The organism is Paraglaciecola polaris LMG 21857 (assembly GCF_000315055.1).
GTDB classification, from domain to species: domain Bacteria; phylum Pseudomonadota; class Gammaproteobacteria; order Enterobacterales; family Alteromonadaceae; genus Paraglaciecola; species Paraglaciecola polaris.
The window spans coordinates 35,670-55,765 of the sequence record NZ_BAER01000075.1 but is presented as its reverse complement, the minus strand read 5'-3'; the positions used below and the strand labels follow the sequence as shown (position 1 = coordinate 55,765).

Annotated in this window: 18 protein-coding genes and 1 pseudogene; 7 read left to right on the top strand and 12 right to left on the bottom strand. The window is 44.3% G+C overall.

From position 1 onward, the window contains the following. Nucleotides 1-859, top strand: an 859-nt coding sequence (locus GPLA_RS14460) for a sensor histidine kinase (RefSeq protein WP_040514910.1), incomplete at its 5' end; no start/stop codon positions are given. Here GPLA_RS14460 and GPLA_RS14455 read toward each other — a convergent pair. Next, entirely contained in the window at nucleotides 836-1,432 is a 597-nt protein-coding gene (locus tag GPLA_RS14455; protein WP_007105682.1) for a TetR/AcrR family transcriptional regulator, read from the bottom strand. The two genes, GPLA_RS14460 and GPLA_RS14455, sit on opposite strands and share 24 nt — an antisense overlap. A 114-nt stretch (nucleotides 1,433-1,546) precedes the next feature. On the opposite strand from GPLA_RS14455, the gene GPLA_RS14450 reads away from it, so the two are divergent. Further along, nucleotides 1,547-2,635 (top strand): MBL fold metallo-hydrolase, encoded by a 1,089-nt coding sequence (locus GPLA_RS14450; RefSeq protein WP_040514898.1) that lies wholly within the window; start codon nucleotides 1,547-1,549, stop codon nucleotides 2,633-2,635. A gap of 65 nt (nucleotides 2,636-2,700) precedes the next feature. Here the strand turns inward: GPLA_RS14450 and GPLA_RS14445 are convergent, their stop codons facing one another. From GPLA_RS14445 to GPLA_RS14435, 3 genes are all read right to left on the bottom strand, one after another. Beyond that, nucleotides 2,701-5,868 (bottom strand): efflux RND transporter permease subunit, encoded by a 3,168-nt coding sequence (locus GPLA_RS14445; RefSeq protein ID WP_007105680.1) that lies wholly within the window; start codon nucleotides 5,866-5,868, stop codon nucleotides 2,701-2,703. 12 nt (nucleotides 5,869-5,880) lie between these two features. After that, a complete protein-coding gene (locus GPLA_RS14440; RefSeq protein ID WP_007105679.1) occupies nucleotides 5,881-6,996 on the bottom strand; it encodes an efflux RND transporter periplasmic adaptor subunit in 1,116 nt (371 codons plus the stop codon). 361 nt (nucleotides 6,997-7,357) lie between these two features. Next, nucleotides 7,358-8,833 (bottom strand): hypothetical protein, encoded by a 1,476-nt coding sequence (locus GPLA_RS14435; protein WP_007105678.1) that lies wholly within the window; start codon nucleotides 8,831-8,833, stop codon nucleotides 7,358-7,360. 193 nt (nucleotides 8,834-9,026) lie between these two features. Between GPLA_RS14435 and GPLA_RS14430 the strand changes: the two genes are divergently transcribed. Continuing rightward, nucleotides 9,027-9,542, top strand: coding sequence for a thioredoxin family protein (locus tag GPLA_RS14430; RefSeq protein WP_007105677.1), 516 nt, complete (start codon nucleotides 9,027-9,029; stop codon nucleotides 9,540-9,542). Nucleotides 9,543-9,603: 61 nt separating this feature from the next. Here GPLA_RS14430 and GPLA_RS14425 read toward each other — a convergent pair whose 3' ends face one another. From GPLA_RS14425 to GPLA_RS24050, 3 genes are all read right to left on the bottom strand, one after another. Then, a complete protein-coding gene (locus GPLA_RS14425) occupies nucleotides 9,604-10,038 on the bottom strand; it encodes an OsmC family protein (protein WP_007105676.1) in 435 nt (144 codons plus the stop codon). Nucleotides 10,039-10,283: 245 nt separating this feature from the next. Next, nucleotides 10,284-10,730, bottom strand: a complete 447-nt coding sequence (locus GPLA_RS14420; protein WP_007105675.1) for a TetR/AcrR family transcriptional regulator C-terminal domain-containing protein — start codon at nucleotides 10,728-10,730, stop codon at nucleotides 10,284-10,286. Between the two features lie 10 nt (nucleotides 10,731-10,740). Beyond that, on the bottom strand, nucleotides 10,741-10,938 hold the full coding sequence (locus GPLA_RS24050; RefSeq protein ID WP_007105674.1) for a TetR/AcrR family transcriptional regulator: 198 nt from the start codon (nucleotides 10,936-10,938) through the stop codon (nucleotides 10,741-10,743). Nucleotides 10,939-11,075: 137 nt separating this feature from the next. Here GPLA_RS24050 and GPLA_RS14415 point away from each other — a divergent pair, with 137 nt between their 5' ends. The 3 genes from GPLA_RS14415 to msrA all read left to right on the top strand — a co-directional run bounded on the left by GPLA_RS14415 (nucleotide 11,076) and on the right by msrA (nucleotide 14,444). After that, on the top strand, nucleotides 11,076-12,167 hold the full coding sequence (locus GPLA_RS14415) for an HlyD family secretion protein (RefSeq protein ID WP_007105673.1): 1,092 nt from the start codon (nucleotides 11,076-11,078) through the stop codon (nucleotides 12,165-12,167). A gap of 26 nt (nucleotides 12,168-12,193) precedes the next feature. Next, nucleotides 12,194-13,747 carry a DHA2 family efflux MFS transporter permease subunit gene (locus GPLA_RS14410; RefSeq protein WP_007105672.1) on the top strand — a complete coding sequence of 518 codons (1,554 nt, stop codon included), beginning with the start codon at nucleotides 12,194-12,196 and terminating at the stop codon, nucleotides 13,745-13,747. 109 nt (nucleotides 13,748-13,856) lie between these two features. After that, nucleotides 13,857-14,444 (top strand): peptide-methionine (S)-S-oxide reductase MsrA, encoded by a 588-nt coding sequence (gene msrA, locus GPLA_RS14405; RefSeq protein ID WP_007105671.1) that lies wholly within the window; start codon nucleotides 13,857-13,859, stop codon nucleotides 14,442-14,444. Between the two features lie 94 nt (nucleotides 14,445-14,538). On the opposite strand, the gene nspC is transcribed toward msrA, so the two are convergent. After that, nucleotides 14,539-15,678 carry a carboxynorspermidine decarboxylase gene (gene nspC, locus GPLA_RS14400; protein WP_007105670.1) on the bottom strand — a complete coding sequence of 380 codons (1,140 nt, stop codon included), beginning with the start codon at nucleotides 15,676-15,678 and terminating at the stop codon, nucleotides 14,539-14,541. Nucleotides 15,679-15,736: 58 nt separating this feature from the next. Then, nucleotides 15,737-16,939 (bottom strand): saccharopine dehydrogenase family protein, encoded by a 1,203-nt coding sequence (locus GPLA_RS14395; protein WP_007105669.1) that lies wholly within the window; start codon nucleotides 16,937-16,939, stop codon nucleotides 15,737-15,739. A 243-nt stretch (nucleotides 16,940-17,182) separates the two neighbouring features. Between GPLA_RS14395 and GPLA_RS14390 the strand changes: the two genes are divergently transcribed. Further along, a complete protein-coding gene (locus GPLA_RS14390; protein WP_007105668.1) occupies nucleotides 17,183-17,416 on the top strand; it encodes a DUF2061 domain-containing protein in 234 nt (77 codons plus the stop codon). A gap of 315 nt (nucleotides 17,417-17,731) precedes the next feature. On the opposite strand, the pseudogene GPLA_RS14385 reads toward GPLA_RS14390, so the two are convergent. From GPLA_RS14385 to GPLA_RS14375, 3 genes and pseudogenes are all read right to left on the bottom strand, one after another. Next, a pseudogene (locus GPLA_RS14385) lies at nucleotides 17,732-18,211 on the bottom strand (AAA family ATPase); the annotation flags it as partial. A 130-nt stretch (nucleotides 18,212-18,341) separates the two neighbouring features. Beyond that, a complete protein-coding gene (gene pnuC / locus GPLA_RS14380) occupies nucleotides 18,342-18,980 on the bottom strand; it encodes a nicotinamide riboside transporter PnuC (protein WP_007105666.1) in 639 nt (212 codons plus the stop codon). Next, nucleotides 18,977-20,038 (bottom strand): Kelch repeat-containing protein, encoded by a 1,062-nt coding sequence (locus GPLA_RS14375; protein WP_040514906.1) that lies wholly within the window; start codon nucleotides 20,036-20,038, stop codon nucleotides 18,977-18,979. Before GPLA_RS14375 ends, pnuC begins: the two co-directional genes overlap by 4 nt. Between the last annotated feature and the right edge of the window lie 58 nt (nucleotides 20,039-20,096).

Sequence of the window (20,096 nt, the reverse complement as noted above, 5' to 3'; positions counted from 1 at the left end):
GCGCTACTTTCATAAGGATGGGCAGTTGATTTGGGTGAAATTGACCGTGTCATTGGTGCGCGATGATGATGATCAACCACTGTATTTTATTTCACAGATACAGGATATCAGTGAGCAGAAAAAGGCTTCACAAGCATTATTGAGTGCAAAACAAGAGATGGAAGAGTTCTCCTATCGGATCACCCATGATTTGCGTTCTCCGTTAAGCTCAATGGATTATGTGATGAGTATGATAGCTAATTGCATAGAAGACGAGGAATACCAGAAGGCGTTAAGTACCGCGAAAGCAGCGCAAACCGGCATCACTAAATTAAGTGATCTGGTTACCAGTGTACTCGATGTGAGTAAAATAAAGCTGCAGGACGAGCCAGTTCAGTCAGTAGATGTTTCGGATATGGTATATAACGCGCTTGGTGCGCTGAGTCACATGAAAGACTTTGTCCGGTTAGATATTGAGACCTATTTTGACTATATAGGTGAAATTAATACCAAACCTCTGAAATTTATGCAAATTGTCGATAATTTTCTGTCAAACGCAATTAAATACCAAGATACAACAAGAGCTAATTCGTTTATTAAGATCTCTACTTACTCAGCCAACAATGTTTTTGTATTTGAAGTATATGATAATGGACTGGGGGTCGACGAGCAGTACAGGGATAAGTTGTTTAATATGTTTGAGCGCTTTCATCCTAAAGCGTCGTATGGCACGGGACTTGGATTGTATATGGTGAAAAAAAGCGCCGAAATGTTAGGCGGAAACGTATCCTACTCAACACCTGATTGTGCCGTTGGATCGATTTTTCGTGTCAGCCTACCGCTAAATAAACGCAGCTTAGATGGGACGATAGCGCGCTAAAAAAGTGCGCACGGTTTGCTCGATTATTTGCGAGGTTTGAATGGAGATCGATGTTTCGAACCCGTATAAAACAGGGTAAAAAATAAAAGATTTTAGCTGATAGACAAACTGCTTCGCGGCAAAGTCTATGTCTTCAATGTGCAGTTCTCCTGCCACGCAAGCCTGCTGTAGAAACTCGTGTAAATATCGCATACAACCAAACTGATTACTGGCAATACTTTTAGCCAAAGTCGGTTGTTGCAACATCTGCATGAAGGCTATCTTAGCTATGCGTAGAAAACGATCTGATGTAAGTAACACGACTTCTTGATTGGCGATGGCCGTGAGTTGTCTTTCAATAGTCATGTGCTGAGCGAATACCAGTTCTTCGCCTTCTTCGAGTTCTTCAAACATACGGCTCAAAATAGCGTCAAATAACACGTCTTTGCTAGCGAAATGGTTGTAAACCGTACGCTTAGAGGCTTTTGCTTGGGTTGCGACTTGATCCATTGTGGTGTGCTGCACACCGTGCTCAAAAAATAGTTGTTCAGCGGCATCGAGAATATTAATGCGCTTTTTGTCTGATAATTTCATGTTTGTCCTTACAAGTGAAATTACATATTAACTTAGATAAAGTGCACTTGATAGTTTACTTTTTGTTATTCCGATGACAAGCTACACTCATTAGTTTACTTTTTGGGGTGGTGAATGAAAACATTCGTCCTGAGCATATTATTCATTTGTGTGAGTAGCATCATAGGAGCATATCTGTTGAACAACGAATTACGCGCAAGATCAGCGAAAAGCCTGCCAAATACGGCTCATTTCGCCGATGGGAAATTTCACAACGACGTGCAGAGTGAAGCCCCTACTCTGGGTAAGACGTTAGGGATTTTCGCCCGGTATTTTACCGAGAAAAAAACTGATGCGACGCCGACCGAGCCAATGCCGATGCACAGTGTAACGCGGGCGCAACTCGATGCATTAAGCGAGCATGAAATACATATAGTTAAGCTTGGGCATTCATCATTGTTGCTCAAAATGTACGACGAATATTGGCTTATTGATCCCGTATTTTCACAACGCGCTTCGCCATTTTCATTTCTCGGACCTAAGCGTTTTGAACCAACGCCTATCAGTATTGATGCCTTGCCCCCCATCGACAAGGTCTTGATATCACATAATCACTATGACCATTTAGACCGAGCAGCAATTAAGACGTTGAATGCTAAAACGAAAGCATTCTATGTTCCTTTAGGCGTAGAAGCTGATTTACAGAAATGGGGGATACATGCAGATAAAATCCAGCGCTTTGACTGGTGGCAAGAATTGCAAACTCAACATGCGCTGGTGGTATTTACCCCTACTCAGCATTTTTCCGGTCGTGCAATTACCGATGGTAATAAAACGCTTTGGGGATCTTGGGTGATTAAAACGGCCACTGACAGTGTGTATTTTAGTGGTGACTCAGGGTACTTTTCTGGCTTCGAAGCTATCGGTGATAAATACGGGCCATTTGATATCACGCTGATTGAAAACGGTGCTTATGACAAAGATTGGGCGGATATTCACATGACTCCAGAGGAGTCAGTACAAGCCCATGTAGACTTACGTGGGAAGATAATGGTGCCCATTCATAACGGTACCTTTGATCTCGCGTTTCATCCTTGGTATGAACCATTAGTCAGAGTCAAAGAAGCGGCTAGCAAGCACAATGTAACGCTGAGTACACCGGTATTTGGCCAAATTTTTAGCTCTAAACAACAGTCAATTCAAGAACAATGGTGGCCTAAATAGCCAATCAATAAAAAAGGCCCATTACGGGCCTTTTTGGTATTACGTGTCTTAGTTCATTTCGCTCATTATTCTCTTTCAGTTACCGGCACTCGGCCCATATCGTCGAGCTTTTGGCCTTTAACTAACATCGATAACTTACGCATCAGTACGTAGAAAACCGGGGTGAATATCAAACCAAAGAAGGTCACTCCCAACATTCCACTGAATACTGCTACACCTAAAGCTTGGCGCATTTCAGCGCCTGCTCCAGTGGCTGCCGCTAGCGGTAATACCCCTAAGATAAAGGCGAATGACGTCATCAATATCGGGCGCAAACGCAGTTTAGCCGCGTCACTTGCCGCTTCGTACAAACAGGCACCTTCTTTTTCTCGATGACGGGCAAATTCCACGATAAGTATGGCGTTTTTACTTGCCAAACCAACCAATACAATTAAACCGACTTGGGTCAAAATGTTGTTGTCTAAGCCCATGAAATGCACACCTGTGATGGCACTAAGTAAACACATGGGAACAATTAAAATAACAGACAAAGGTAAGGTCCAACTTTCGTACAGGGCTACCAACAGCAGGAATACGAATATAACCGCGAACGCAAAAGCCAAGATACCTGTGTTACCTGATTGTTGTTCTTGATAAGCCAACTCGGTCCATTCGTAGGTTATACCGTCAGGTAGAATCTGCGCTGCCAAACGCTCCATAGTGGCAATTGCCTCACCTGAACTGAAGCCTGGTGCTGTGCTACCAATTAAGTCTGCGGCAGGATACAAGTTGTATCTTGGTACACGGGAAGGCCCTGAACGATATTCGAACGTGGCCACTGAGCTAAGAGGAACCATCTCACCGTTTGCATTACGTACTCGGATACGGCCTATGTCATCTGGCTCCATTCTATAAGGAGCATCAGCTTGGGCAGTTACCCGAAACGTTCTGCCTAAGTAGCTAAAGTCATTGACGAATGCACTGCCTAAATACACTTCTAACGCGCTAAACACATCAGACACGGATACACCTAAGCGTTCCACCCGTTCTCTATCTATGTCGGCATACAGCTGGGGTGTGTTGGTTTCGAAGAAACTAAACACAGATGTGGTGGCAGGCTCTTGATTCGCCGCCCCTGCGAGTTGCCACATCGCTTGTTCTAACGCAGGCAGACCCAGACCATTTCGGTCCTCGAGCATCATTTTAAATCCGCCACCATTACCAATACCGCGCACCGGTGGTGGTGGAATGACCACCACATTGGCATCATCGATCGCGCCCATCTTCGCGCGGGCTTGGCCTAATACATCATTAAAGGTCACGCCCAATTCAGCGCGCTCATCAAATGACTTCATTATAGTGAAAATGGCGGCAGCATTGGTGGCATTAGTAAAGGTTGCACCAGAGAAGCCAGCAAAAGCAACCGCGTTCTCAACACCATCAATGCTTAGCAATTTGTCTACCGCTTCTTGCACCACGGCATCCGTGCGTGACAAGGAAGCACCCGCGGGCAGTTGCACCCCGACGATAAGGTAGCCTTGATCTTGAGCCGGGATAAAACCTCTTGGTACTATGCTGAACATATATACCGTGAAGCCCATCAACACTAAGTAGATCAGCGACATTATACTGCCATGACGGACCAGTCTTGATACCAGTTTGGCGTAGGCGTCAGATGTTCTGTCCATGCCTCGGTTAAACTTCCCAGATAGGTAATGAAACCCACCACTTTTTTCTGATTCATCTTTATGAGGTTTGAATAATACCGCGGCAATCGCTGGGCTTAATATCAAAGAGACCGAAACGGAAATGATAGTCGCCACGGCAATGGTAATACCAAATTGACTATAAAACTGTCCGGAAATCCCATCAACAAAGGCTGTGGGTAAGAAAACCGCTATTAACACTAAGCCGATGGCTAATACTGCACCACCTACTTCAGTCATGGTTTGGCGTGCGGCTTTTAAAGGGCGCATACCTTGCGCCATAAGCCGTTCCATGTTTTCTACCACAACGATTGCGTCATCCACCACAATACCGATGGCTAAAACTAAGCCAAATAAAGTGAGGTTATTCAGTGAAAAACCTAAAGCGCTTAGTATGGCAAAGGTGCCCACCAGTGAAATAGGAATGGCAATAATCGGAATAAGCGCTGCACGCCAGTTTTGTAAAAACACCATGATAACTAAGACCACTAACGCGATGGCCTCATAAATGGTGTGTTCCACAGCCGTAATCGACTCACTGATAAAATTGGTTGGATTGTAGGCAATTTTATAGGTTAAATCTGGCGGAAAACGTTTTCCCACCTCAACCATAGCCGCTTTTATCGCATCGGCTGTTTCAATTGCATTTGAACCTGGGCGCTGGAACACCGGCATCGCTACCGCTTTTTTATCTCCTAAGTAACCACGAGTCGTGTAACTTTCGGCGCCTAGTTCAACACGTCCCACATCCCGTAAACGTACAATTTTGCCATCTTGGTTTTTGATAATGACATTCTCAAACTCGGCGGGCTCGATCAACTGGCCTTGGGTTTGCACATTGAGCTCAAACGCAGTTTGACCAGCTGCAACGGGTGATTGATTTAAGGTACCGCTGGCAACTTGAATATTCTGACCACGTAAGGCCGTTACCACTTCCGCCGCTGTCATGCCTAAGGATGCAATAATATCTGGGTCGAGCCAAACTCGCATGGAGTACTGACTGGCACCGAACAGTAAAATATCACCCACGCCATCAATACGAGAAAGCTGATCTCGAATTTGCAATGACGCATAGTTAGCGATATAGGTTTGATCATAGGTACCATTTGGCGAATACATATTCACGACTAGCATTAAATCGGGCGAGTTTTTCTTGGTGGTGATGCCTAAGCGTCGAACCGTTTCTGGCAACCTAGGTTCGGCTATGGCGACTCGGTTTTGTACCTGTACTTGTGCATTGTCCAAGTCAGTGCCGAGTTTAAAGGTAACGGTAATAGTGACACGTCCATCAGCGGTTGATTGTGACGACATGTACAACATATTTTCCACACCGTTGATTTGCTGCTCTAGTGGGGTCGCAACCGTCTTAGCCGCTACCTCTGCGCTGGCACCTGGGTACGACGCGGCCACTTGAATGGTCGGCGGGGCAATTTGCGGATATTGCTCAACAGGCAAGCTGAAATACGCCAAGCTACCTATGATGAGTACGATTATAGCGAGAACCGAAGCGAACTTCGGTCGATCGATAAAGAAATGCGATACGTTCATATTCTTATCCCCTTACAGCGTGTATTGGCTGGAAAGGTCGACTTCTTTGGCCTCAACCGGCGTGCCAGGTCTAGCGCGCATTAGATTATTCAGGATCATACGATCACCTGTGTCTAAACCGGATTCAATTACCCGCAATTCATTCGTGTGTAATTTGCCCAAGGTGACAAACTTACGGTCGACCTTGCCTTCATCATTGACAACAAAAACAAATTTACGCGACTGGTCTGTACCAATAATGGCGTCGGGGATCAGTATTTTCTCAACGTTCAGTTCTGATAACAAACGAATGCGCCCAAACAAACCAGGCAAAATAAAACCACCTGGGTTATCTAAGATTGCTCGGCCAACTATGGTGCCTGTGTTCTGATCAATTTGATTATCAACGAAGTCCATTACGCCTGTGTGGGTAAAGTCGCTTTCGTCTTGCAGACGAATTTTCACTGGATTGGATGCACTGCGTGAGCTTTCACGTTTATTCGATTGGCTTAAACGTATGTAACGTAATAAATCCCGTTCACCAGCATCAAAGTAAAAGTGAATTGGATCAATGGAAACCACATTGGTTAGCAAAGTGGCATTGGTTGCCGTGCCATTAATAAGGTTACCTTCGTTGATTAAATCGCGAGAGACAACGCCATCAATAGGGGATTTCACTTCAGTAAATTCTAAGTCAAGTTTAGCCGTATTAACATTTGCTAGCGCCATATCGTGTTCATTTTGGCGACGGTCTACTTCTTCTTGAGAAAGAGAGTTTTTCTTACGTAAATCTTTACCGCGTGTTAGCTCTTTTTTGGCTAATGCAAGTCGAGACTCGGCACTTTGTAAGGCGATAGTAAATGGACGCTGGTCAATAACAAATAGCACATCGCCCTTTTTGACCATCTGCCCGTCTTTGAAATTCACTTTATCTAAATACCCACTGACACGGGCGCGAATATCCACTTGTTGGGTGGCGTCGAAACGTCCCGTGTATTCATCCCACTGGGTGATGACAGATTGGATTGGATTGCCTACTTCAACGGGTAAAGCTTGCGGGGTAGATGCTTGTTGTTCAGGTTGCTTTGAGCAAGCGGTAACGAAAGTTAACAGTATTGTGGTCAATAAATAGGGCTTGAGTAAGCGCATTACATTAAATCCTTGTTTGGCGTGAGCAACACACGCTTAATTTTTATATAGTGTTGGTTTATGTTCAGTATGGCTGATATGAGTGCATTAATCTTAGAATCGCTCGTAGACCCTTGTTTATGGGTCGTTAAATGCAGCCCAGTATATTCTTATGCTCGCTTTCTACGTTCATGAAGCAAAGACAGATTAAACAGTAAAAAAATCTCATTTTTTTACTTAATGTCGAATAAACTGATGTCCGGCGAAAACCAGTTGGGTAAGTGGGGGCAGAATAGCAATAAACAAGCGACGAGAAATAATTTTTGTACTATTCGGTATGTATTTTAGTTATATATTATTCTTTTGCCGATTTTCATCCCCCTTACTGGGGCCAAAGATTTTGCTGCTTTTTAAAGTGAAAATATCCCTGAACTGTCCAGTATGTGGGGAGCGTTTCTTGATTTTTGGGTTGATCGAGGGTTATAGCAATTTTTTCAGCGACCGCCTTGAGTGTGGCAGCTGGTGTCTTTGAAAAGAGCTGATAAACCGGTTCAAAATATAAATTTTGTTGTTGGGGTAAAGTGAACTGTTTGCCAGTGCGGTGGTGTGTGTCTAACGTGGTAATGATAAGGCAGTGTGGCTCATTTGCGTGTTTAGGGTTTAACGCATTCACCACAGCGTAAGCATAGTTCGTTGGCACCATGCTTTGTGCATCCGCGGGGCCAAATACCACACCGTATCCCATAGGGAAATGACCAACAATTTTCTGTAAGCCGTTTGCACTGGATAAAGTCAGGGCACCTTTTTGAGCTGAGTGCAGGACAACTTTGCTGGCTTTGGGTAAATCGGCGACATTAAATTTGGGTTTAGTGGATAGCACGATTGAGGTATAAATTTGCACGGCCTTGAGTGTACTGCCTAATGCTTCTTTTGGTTTTATTGCGTCATTTAACATGCTCTGTGTTAAGCGATAACGATTATTTTCATTTTTGTCAAAATGCGCTTTGCGCTGCACATATTCTGGAGAGTCGTCATTTTCTTCGTCATATTCTTCCGTACCTAAGCCAAGGGAAACGTAGTCCATTGTTTGCTCGTGATTCATGATCAAAAGTGGTATCCGTACGTCTTTTTCTAGCACTCGGAAAGGATTAAACGAGCCGTCAGAGCCTTTTAACAAGCGCTGTATCTCAGGATGTTGCATACCTATATCTTGTAACAAGGCAGCACTTACTAGGGGACGTGCCACATCTCTTTGAAATAAATTAAGTACTGCAGATTTATTTGACGGCGCTGAGAAACGTGATGAACTATGAAAGCGACTGACAACATATTGGTTTTCTACGTCCTCACTGGTTAATAACTGATCAAGTAAACGTAAACTGAGCACAGCCTTATACAAGGGCTTACAGCGCTGATGCGCCGGTGCTACATTATTACCTTCATGGGGGCACAGTAGTAAGAGTGTGGTTAATACTTTTGCACTTTTTTGCTGGGTTTCCTGCCAGTCACGGCCTTCACATAATTGAATGATATCAGTACAGATTTGTTTCAAATATTTAAGACGAGCATAACGCTGACGTGCCTGTTTTACGGTTTCATCTTTTAGTTCTTTTTTGGCGTTGTTGTGAAGCTCACGCAAATGATTTTTCTGGATATCATTTTTGGCACTATCGAGATCTTTATGCTTTTCTTTCACAACCCTTGTCAATTGCTGAATGACGCGCTGCTGGCTTTGTGCTCCTTGAAAATAGATTTCAGCTTGCTCAAATAAGGAACTTTTTGTTTGAGTTGCAGCATTTATTTTAGCCACCAACGCATTGACCGACTGAGTAAATGCGTTATCGCTCGGTGTCGTCATAGTCTGTATCCTTTGCGGGTTAAAAGTTGCTGACAAAGCATTATAATTCTAGCGCAAAAAAAAAGGCCAAGTCACTGATTTTATTTACCTTTGATTTATCCTCGTAAACTAAATTAAGGGCGGGAGTAAAAATACTCGTTAATTAGCTGGCGGGTTACAATTAAACTTGCTTTTTAAATGGTGACATTATTGAATGTCAGATAAACAAATATGGAGTGATAACGTGTTGAAGCAAGTGAAAACTTTGGGGATATTGTGGCTAATGAGCTTGATTGTGGTTGGGTGCAGCCAATCTGTGCCTAATGAGCCAGATTTATTGGGGAAAATAAGCGCTGAACAATTGTTCGCCCAGTATCCTGTATTTCAAGCTGAATATAATCGTTACCAACCAAGCCAAGCTGAGCTATCCGCTGTTGGTGAATTAAAAGATGACACCCTAGTGGTCTTGTTCGGTACTTGGTGCCACGACAGTCAGCGAGAAGTCCCTCGTCTATTGAAGACCTTTGATCTTAGTGGGTTGGATGTGCCTAAGTTGACTTTAGTGGCTGTGGATACCAATAAAATGGATCCTCAAGGATTGGCCAGCAAATACGCACTTAAGTATACCCCTACCTTTGTGTTGCTAGACGGTGAAAAAGAGGTAGGTCGTGTGATAGAAAGGCCAAAAACAAGTTTAGGGGAAGATTTGCACGCTTTGACTGAGCTATAAGAAAAAGTCTTTTATATACACAAAGCAGGCCGTTACAGACCTGCTTTGCTGTTTACATATACTAGCTTTTGCTTAGTTCGAAATTTAAAGTAATGGGGACATTTAGTAGTTTGGATACAGGGCAGTTTTCTTTGGCACCTTGGGCTATTTTTGCAAACTCATCTTGGGATATTCCCGCGACTTTAGCTATTAAATTTAATGCTGATTGGCTTATTTCAAAGCCACCATCGGTTTTATCTAAACTGATTTTTGCCGTAGTGCTAAGTTCACCGTCGTCATAACCGGCATCTGCTAAAGCAAATGACAATGCCATGGTAAAACAACTGGCGTGGGCTGCACCTATGAGCTCCTCTGGATTGGTCCCTTTACCATCTTCAAAACGGGTGTTAAAACCGTACGGGTGATTAGATAAGGCTCCTGTTTGCGTTGAAATGCTGCCTTTACCCGATTTACCGAGGGGCTTGTATGTCGCACTACCTGATTTCACAATACTCATGGAATTTTCCTCAACCTAGGTTGCCAGTTGAACACTAGCAACATGAATGTATTCGATTAGATGCAAGTGCTTTGCCGTTTTTATACAATCGTGGGGAACCTCGGCCACATGGTACTTACAACGTTGGCTTTAGGGTATTTTACATAATCGTTCAGGCGTAATGACGAAGTACTTACGCAGGTCAGTGCAATTCTTACTGACTATGCTTAAGAGAATAAAATAAATGCTGGCGCCCATTGAGCGTATTAAGAAGGAGCGTAACCGTTGATAAACATGGCGACCGCTGTGGCGACAAATTCTTCTTGCTGTGCAAGACTAAGATTGACGACTTCACCTAACATACAACGGATATGATAATTGCCTTTGAGTGCGCCCATAAAATGGCTGGCTGCAATGTAGCAATTTTGAATATCTAATTGCTGCTTGTCTACTTGGCCCTGAAGGTAATCGGCAAGGTTGCGGATCGCCCGCTCTGTGGCCAAGGTCAAGAAAATCTCACGCAATCGAGGCGTACGCACTGCTTCACCTATTAGCAGACGATGAATGGCTCCGACCTCAGGTGAAATAACCATACTAAAAAAGCGCAGGCCTATTTCTAGTAAGGCACTTTCTGGAGGTTTGTTTTGCAAATGGCCATAATCGATTTCACTTAATAACTGATCACTTTTGCGTTCGATAACAGCATAAAACAAGCCTTCTTTATTACCAAATAAACGATACAGGGTTGCCAGTGACCCCCCCCGCGATCGAGACGATCTCCTGTAAACTGGCCGCTTCATAACCCGATTTAACAAAAACTTTTGTCGCGGCTTGAATAATTTTATCACGACGTATTAAGCCACGTTCACGGGGCGCATATTGCGTTATGTCGTTTGATTCTAGTTGTGTCTTTATTGGCATGAATTGGCTGAGTAAGTGAGACAAAATAACAATAACAAATATTTGCGTTTTTCGCTTTGTTATCGATTGATCGTTTTAAAGTGTAGTGTAATATACATTACACTTAGTGGTCAAAGCATTCAAATTCGGGCGCGCTCATGTGGTTAAAAAAAGGGTTTTTTCTAATTGTGTTAGTGGTACTAGTGGGTTGGGGTATTACTAAAGGTATTGAGTGGTTCGAACATGGACGTTTTATTGAAGAAACAGACAATGCTTATATCAAATCTGACAGTATTTCAATTCGTGCGGAAATAACTGGGCGAATTGAAACCCTTGCCGTTCAAGAAAACCAGCACGTACATAAAGGCCAATTACTGGTGCGCATTAACGCCAGCGATTATCTGGCTAAATTAGCCCAGGCCGAAGCTGAGCGAGCGGTTGCCCAAGCTGCACTTGTGAATGCCGAGCAGCAAATTAACCTACAACACAAAAAAATCGATGAAGCGATAGCAAATATTGATGCTGCAAAAGCGCAAGTGAAACGCGGTCAGCTAAATTTGGAACGTTTTCAAATTTTGGATAAGCAGTCGTTTGATTCCAAACAGCAATTGCAAAATACTGAAGCCGATGTAGCTGTTGCAAAAGCTGAATTAGCACAAACTCAAGCGGCCTTTGCGGCGAGTCAACAAATGTTTGCTGTGTTAGAAGCGCAAAAGCAGAGTGCTGAGGCCAACATTAATGCGGCTGAATCGCAAATAGCCTATGCCCAGAGTCAATTGGCAAAAACCGATATTTTGGCTCCTAGCGATGGCATTGTGGGTAACTTAGGCGCGCGCAGTGGTGGGTTAGTGCAGCCAACAATGACACTGTTATATTTAGTGCCTTTGCCGGAAGTGTACGTAGTGGCAAATTATAAAGAGACACAAATTGGCCATATGACAATCGGTCAACCGGTTAAGCTCACGGTTGATGCTCAAGATGACGTGGAATTCACCGGTGTTGTGGCATCAATTTCCCCTGCTACCGGCTCTGAATTTAGTTTATTACCGAAAGACAACGCCACCGGAAACTTCAACAAAATAGTGCAGCGCGTGCCGGTACGTATTCAAGTCACTGGGCCAAGTGAATATATGCATTTGCTGCGGCCTGGTTTATCTGTTGTGCCCTATGTGGATACCCAAGGGTTCAACCAGCAAAGCGCCTATCTGGCAAATGATCGGGTGTTAACTTCCCAGCGTGATATGCAGTAAGCCGTAAGCTAAATAGGGCGCTTGAGATGAGTGATGAAAAAGTAACCGAGATGCCATCGGTACGACAGCGGATCGGTTTTGTAGCGGTTATGCTAGGCATGTTCATGGCGATCCTTGATATTCAAATTGTCGCCAGCTCATTAAATGAAATTCAAGCTGGTGTCTCAGCCACACCAGATGAAATATCCTGGGTACAAACGGCTTACCTTATCGCCGAAATCATTATGATCCCACTTTCTGGGATGTTAACCCGTTGGTTATCAACACATCTAACCTTTGTTATCTCATGTATCGCCTTTACTGTTGCGAGTGTGGGCTGTGCATTAGCGCAAACGATTGATCAACTTATTATCATGCGTGCTATCCAGGGGTTTGTAGGGGGCGCCATGATCCCCATCGCCTATGCCATCAGCTTTAAGTTATTTCCGCTTAGGGTCATGGGGGCCGTGCAAGCTGTGATTGGTATGATTGCCACAACGGCACCTTCTATAGGGCCAACACTGGGCGGCTACATTACGCAGCATGCGAGCTGGCACTGGTTGTTTTTAATGAATGTGGTGCCAGGCATATTAGCCAGTGCCGGAGTGTGGTTTTATTTACGTATTGATAAACCGGATTTCTCCCTTTTCAAGAAAATCGACTTTTTAGGGTTACTCTATCTCGCGCTATTTTTGGGTCCACTGGAATACATACTCGAAGAAGGCCCAGGAGACGAGTGGTTCGACAGTACTCTAATTCTACTACTCAGTACGGTATGTGCCTTTGGGGCGCTTGGATTTTTCTGGCGTGCTTTTCGTGTCACTTTGCCCATTGTTGATTTACGGGTCTTTCGCGATCGTAATTTTGCCTTGGGCGCATCTCTAGGGTTCATTATTGGTATTGCCCTGTATGGAATGGTGTATTTGATGCCGCTTTTCCTAGGCACAGTGCGGGGCTTTAATAGTTTTCAAATTGGTCAGCTAATGTTTGTGACCGGTGCATCTATGTTCTTCAGCGCACCGATAATTGGGCGTTTGTCAGATAAGGTTGATGCGCGTTATATGTTGGCCGTGGGATTAGTCATGGTGGGGGTAGGCTCTATGATGAACGCAAATTTAACCGACCAAGCTGACTTTAATCAATTTATGTGGCCACAGATGGTCCGTGGTGTCGGGTTACTCATGTGCTTACTGACCGCCTCTCGTATCGCCATGGGTACCTTACCGAACAGTGAAATTAGTAATGCCGCGGGTTTGTTTAACGTGTTGCGTAACTTAGGCGGGGCGGTGGGATTAGCCTTTATGGATACTATTCGTGATATACGGGTAGATTATCATTGGGCACAGCTGATACCTGCTATTGATACTAGTCGTGCTGTGGTGCTTGAAGAGCTGACAAAAGCCCAGTTAGCCGTTGCTGGTGCGGCAAGTGATCCAGCTGCCGCTGCCATTAAACAAATTGCTGACAGAGTCATGATGCAAGCACAAGTTTTGGCTTTTAATGATCTATTTCTTTGGATCGGGGCTATGTACGCTTGCGCGTTGCCGTTGATGTTCTTTATCCGCAAAGCGCGCAATGAAGACACCGGAGGTGCGCATTAATGCCAATTCAGAGTACGGGAGATGAATGAAAGCCTAAAGCCACTTTACCGTTCTTCTATTAAACAACGCCTAATGTATAGGCTTTACGTTTTAGTTTGAAAGGATGTTTATGAAATCTGTTGTATTCGCATTATTGGCCAGCGTCGTCTTTGCCACCCCTTATGTATCAGCGGATGAAGCCGTACTAGCTGGTGGCTGCTTTTGGTGTATGGAATCTGATTTTGAAAAGCTGGAGGGGGTAAGTGATGTGGTGTCTGGTTTTACCGGCGGTACAGTGCGCAACCCCACCTATAACGGAAATCATCAAGGGCACTACGAAGCGGTTAAAATAACCTACAACCCTGACAAGGTAACCTATAAGCAGATCCTAGAGCATTTCTGGGTTAACACTGATCCCTTTGATGATCGAGGCCAGTTTTGCGATAAAGGGCATAGTTATTTGAGCGCCATTTTTGTGGCTAACGAGCATGAACGGAAGGTTGCCGAGCAATCTAAAAAAGACGTTCAGGCGCAATTTCCAAGGCAATCTGTTGTTACCCCTATTTTAGCTGCAAAACGTTTTTATCCCATTAAAGGCAATGAAATTGCTCATCAAGACTTTTATAAAAAAAGCCCAGTACGCTACAAGTTATATCGCTGGAACTGCGGGCGTGATCAGCGCTTAGAAGAGATTTGGGGTGATAAAGCAAGCCACTAATTATCATAACTTGGCCCGCACTTTGGCGTATATAACAAGCACAAAAAAGGCGTAACTTCAAAACTTGGTTACGCCTTTGTTAGCGAGATTAGTATTAAGATAGCTTGTTCTTAAAGTCTTCGTATTCGAATTTACGTACTAATTCGAACTCACCATTTTTACGTAAAATACCGATTGATGGATGCTCTACGCCATTAAAAAAGGTCGTTTTGACCATAGTGTAGTGGATCATATCTTCGAAAATAATCCGCTCGCCAATGTGTAATTCATGATCAAAGCTATATAGATCAATGGCATCACCGGTTAAGCAGGAGTTTCCACCAAACCGATAAGTGTAGGCTAGTTCACCTGCTTTACCTGCCCCGCGGACTTCTGGACGGTAGGGCATTTCGAGCACATCTGGCATGTGGGCGGTCGCTGACATATCGACAATCGCAATTTTATCGCGGTTCTCAACAATGTCGATGACCTCACACACAAGCGGACCGGTTTGCCAAGCGACTGCTGACCCCGGTTCGAGAATGACGTTTAAATGAGGGTGACGGGCTTTGAATGCCTTTAACGTAGCGATAAGGTGATCTAGATCATATCCTTCTTTTGTCATCAGGTGACCACCACCAAAGTTGATCCACTTAATCTGTGAGAAATATTGGCCGAACTTTTTTTCAACTGCCAATATGGTGCGTTCGGTGGCATAAGAATCACATTCACACAAATTATGAATGTGAAATCCTTCGATTCCACTCAGATCAGCGTCGACTAAGTCTTTAGCCAGAATGCCGAATCGCGACCCTGGCGCGCTTGGGTCGTACAACTCCGTTTCAGCTTCACGGTGTTCGGCATTTAAGCGTAGGCCAGGTGACACACTCGAGCGTAAAATCTGTTGTTTATAGCGCTGCCATTGGCCAAGGCTGTTAAATGAAATGTGGTCAACTAATTCCACTAACTGATCAATATCCTCGGGTTTATAGGCCGGGGAAAAAGCGTGTACCTGTTTGCCAATTTCTTCTTTGCCTAGGCGTGCTTCCCACACGGCACTGGCAGTGGAACCTTGCAAATATTGCTTGACCAAGTCAAAAGTAGACCACATGGAAAAGCCTTTTAATGCCAAAATAATCTCTACGCCACTTTGTTCTTGAACGCGCTGCATGAGCTGCAAATTTGCTTCGAGTTTGGCTTCTTCGCATACATAACAAGGAGAGGGAATAGCAGGATTTAACATTGGATCAGTCACGGGGTACTCCGCTGAATAAGTAAAGGGCCAAATCATTGGCCCGTGTATTATGGTCGGTTTACTTGCTAAACGGACTCGCGTCGCATTCAATCACATGCCAAGGCAGACCATGTTGATTCAACATATCCATGAAAGGGTCAGGATCAAATTGTTCCATGTTCCAAACACCTGGTTTCTTCCATTTACCGCTTAACATCAATGAAGCACCTATCATCGCCGGAACACCAGTGGTGTAAGACACCGCTTGGGCACCAACTTCAGCAAAGCAGGCCGCGTGTTCGCAGTTGTTGTAGATAAAGATAGTTTTTTCTTTGCCGTATTTTAAGCCTGTGATGTAAGTACCAATACAGGTCATGCCTGTGTACCCGTCAGCCAATGAGCCTGGGTTAGGCAGCACAGCTTTTAAGAACTCTAGGGGCACAATTTGTTGACCTTGGAAATCGATTGGTTCGATACTGGTCATGCCAATGCCTTCAAGCACCTTAAGGTGCGTCAAGTAAGCATCGCCGAAAGTCATCCAGAAGCGTGCACGTTTTAAAGTAGGGAAGTGCTTAACGATCGACTCAAGTTCTTCGTGAAACATCAAGTAAGATGCGCGCACACCAATGTTTTTGTAGTCTAAGTCTTCACGTACGCTCAATGGATCGGTTTCTTTCCATTCGCCATTTTCAAAGAAGCGTCCGCGCTGAGTGATTTCTCGAATGTTAATTTCAGGGTTGAAGTTAGTCGCAAAAGCTTGGCCATGGTCGCCACCGTTACAATCAACGATATCCAGATAATGAATTTCATCAAAATAGTGCTTGGCGGCATAGGCTGTATACACATTGGTTACGCCGGGATCAAATCCACTGCCTAACAAGGCCATTAAGCCTGCTTTTTCAAATTTTTCTTGATAGGCCCACTGCCACGAATACTCAAATTTTGCCACATCTTTTGGCTCATAGTTGGCCGTATCTAAATAGTGCACACCCGTCTCTAAACAGGCGTCCATGATGGCTAAATCTTGGTAGGGCAAGGCCAGATTAATAACTAAGTCAGGTTTGACTTGATTAATTACCTTAACGACTTCACTAGCGTGATCTGCGTCTACTGTAAATACACCTTTCACACGGTCGATGCCGACTTCTTGTTGCAAGGCCTCACATTTGGAAACCGTGCGGCTAGCAAGATAAATTTCGTCAAACAGCTCAGGTAAACGAGCACATTTTTTGATGGTGACAGCAGCCACGCCGCCAGCGCCAATAATCAGAACACGAGACATAGGGAGACCCTTATAAGTAACAAGATTCAATAAAACGCGAATGCTATCACCTAATTATCGGATGTAAACAAACGGCGACGAAAAAACTCAAGTTGATGGGATATATTCCCATACAAAGCAGGCGGAAATAATTAAATGAGAATTAATCTTATTTGTAGATTGATGCGATTGATTTGTTTCATTGGCTCGATTGGCGAACGCAGAATATTATCTGTTCATCAGCCTCATTAAACCGGAATATCTATGAAAACCATTACCTTCGCTATCACCCATTTTACCGTCGCATTCAGCGTTGCATACCTATTAACGGGCAGCTTTATTGTGGGGGGCTTGATTGCCGTGGTTGAGCCAGCGGTTAATACGGTTGCTTACATGATCCATGAACGTATTTGGGAAAATAAGCGACTTCAAGCAGAAGGGACAGAGTCAGTGCAATCTAGGCGTTTTGCCACATCACACTTTGGGCATAGTCACTAGAACCAAAGCGGTTGCCGCATTGCGAGGATCAAAAAAGCGCCTTACCCGGACAAGAATAAGACGCTTTCGTTTGAAGAGCTTTATATCGCTCAGTACTGCTTTTTTTATTATAGTTATTTTTGTTCCCCGTGCTGGGTGATCTGGACACCTAACACACTTAAGTCTTTGCAACTCATAGGCCAACTTTTAAAAGCTATATATTTCAATAGGTTATGTTTTTTGTGCTGGGAGAAGTGGTTAAAGAAAATATTCCAATGGTATAAATCAGTGCAAGAAGCACCAAATAAGTGAACTAATTCAATCGTTTACATTATTTTAACAGCTTGCGGCAGCTGCTTGCTGTGGTTCAGTGTTAAGTGATGTCAGTGCAGATAGCACTTGGGCCTCACGAGACTCAATGGTGCCACTTACTTTTATGAAGCTGATTCCGTGGGCTAGTAAATATTGATTCAGAAACTGTTGAAATTCACTGCGATTAGCGTCGCCTGAGCGCTCCCATGTATCATCATAGGGAATATCATTGTCGCACAGTACCACCAAATCATAGCGTTGCCAGCTGGCATGGGCCAGTTTGCTCAGTTCGGGTAAAGGCGTGGTGTGATAGTGACAGGCGAAATGCCAAGTTGTAAAAGCGTTGGTATCACAGAATAAATAACGATTAGCGTTTGTTTCCGCTGCATCTTCCCATTGGTTTTGAATTTGAGCGATATGCAGCAACTGTTCTGGGCTAAGGCGACGGTCCACCTGGTGCTCAATCCAGTATTCACGGCCATATTCAGCAACTGACAGGGTATTTAGGCGCCTGGCAAGGACTTCGCTAAGTGTCGACTTGCCTGTGGAAGGGGCACCTAAAAAAAACTATTTTTTGAATCATGTTACTGCTCTGCTGGTTATTTCCAGTCGCGGTTTGGGATGACATCCTGCACTAACCAGACACATCATTTGAGTCTAATGATACTTGGCTATTAGTATGGCGACGGAATTCTTTTATCCAAGTGTATTGGCCGATTATTGCCATTATTAAAAAACAGCAGTACAACGCGGAGGTAGGATATAACCCTTTTTGCCAGTAAATACTGATAGCCACAATATCCACAATGATCCAGACGCTCCAATTAAACAGTTTTCTGTGGGTGAGCAACCATTGAGCGACCAAACTCGCGCAGGTCGTAAAGGCATCCGCATAGGGAAAGCTGGCATCGGTTTGACTCGACATCAGGCTGCCCAATAGACTTGTGGCGACAACGATTAAGGCTCCGTAACCAGCATATTCTGCGGCATTGGCGGATACGGGAGATATTTGCCCTTGTTGGTTTTGGTTACGGGTCCACATGTACCAGCCGTATAGTTGAAAGCCGATATAGATAAGATGTAGGCCCATATCTGAATAAAGTTTCACATCGAAAAATATCCAACTATAAATGCTGACCTGAATAAGTCCGAAGAAAAAGCTCCAGCGGCTGCGCCTGATCAATAGAAATACACACAAAAAACCGGCAATAGTGGCGATCCATTCTATCGCTGATGCACCGGCAAATCCTTGCAGCCAGCTTAACCAGTTCAATGCTGAAATGCCTGTATTTGAGCCATGAAGGATTTACCTTTTCCTGCGTTTCCACCGATTACGTATAAGGTGTCACCGAGTACGTTTGCGCTGGTGTAAAGTGCGCTTTGGTAATCGAATTTAGCTATCTTCCAGGTATTGCTATTTAACGTCATGTAATAGCAATTCTGGGCCGCGACTTCGTTAGCAAAAACCCATAGCGTGTCATTTAACATCACAGCACTGTGGGCACTGACGGGGTGGGGCAAACTCGTCATGCGGTGCCAGGTATTGCTCGCAACATCGTAGCGCTCAACGTTTGTCAGGCTTTCAAGGTTTTGTTCACCCCCAATGGCAAATAGACCTTGCTTGCCTGCCACCAAAGCGGTGGATTTTGCGCTGGGCATATTAGCCAGCTGTTGCCAAGTGCGATGCTTGATATCGAAACGCCATAAGGACGCACTGGAAATTAATTTATAACCGGTTGACGCGTTATATGATGCACCACCGACTAAATAAATATAACCGTCAAGATAAACGGCTTTGTTGTCCCTAAGAGGTTCGGGGATCGTGCCAATAACGGTTACTTTTTGGCTGGGTATATCGAATACTTCAATACGTTGTTCTTCCCTGACATCGTCTGTTTGATGGCTAACCCCACCAATAAGGTAAATAGAATGTTGCTGATCATATACCGCAGAGAAGTAGCCTCTGGGCAATACTTTATTTGCCAGCACAGTTACTTCAGCGGTTTGTGGGTCAATGATCTCCACATCGGTTAAATAGCCTTGTTTTCCGTATCCGGAAAACACATAAAGACGCTTGCCGTCACTCGCTGATGCATGGGCAAATCTTGCTGTCTTCAATCTAAGATTAGCGCTGGTACCTAAGGTGTTTTTTACCTGACTCGACGTGCTTGGCGCAGCCGTGGGATCTAACTTTTTTTGTACTGTGACGCTGGTTGATTCAGCCCGTTCAGAATCGACAGTATCTGTACTAGGGTCGAGGGAACGTGTGGCGCAGCCGCCTATTATAATAGCCAAACATAATAACAACGAGATACGAGTGTTAAACAGCATATTTGCCCAATGTGATAAGTAATCCAATGATGGGCGGGAATATAGCATCACCATTGGC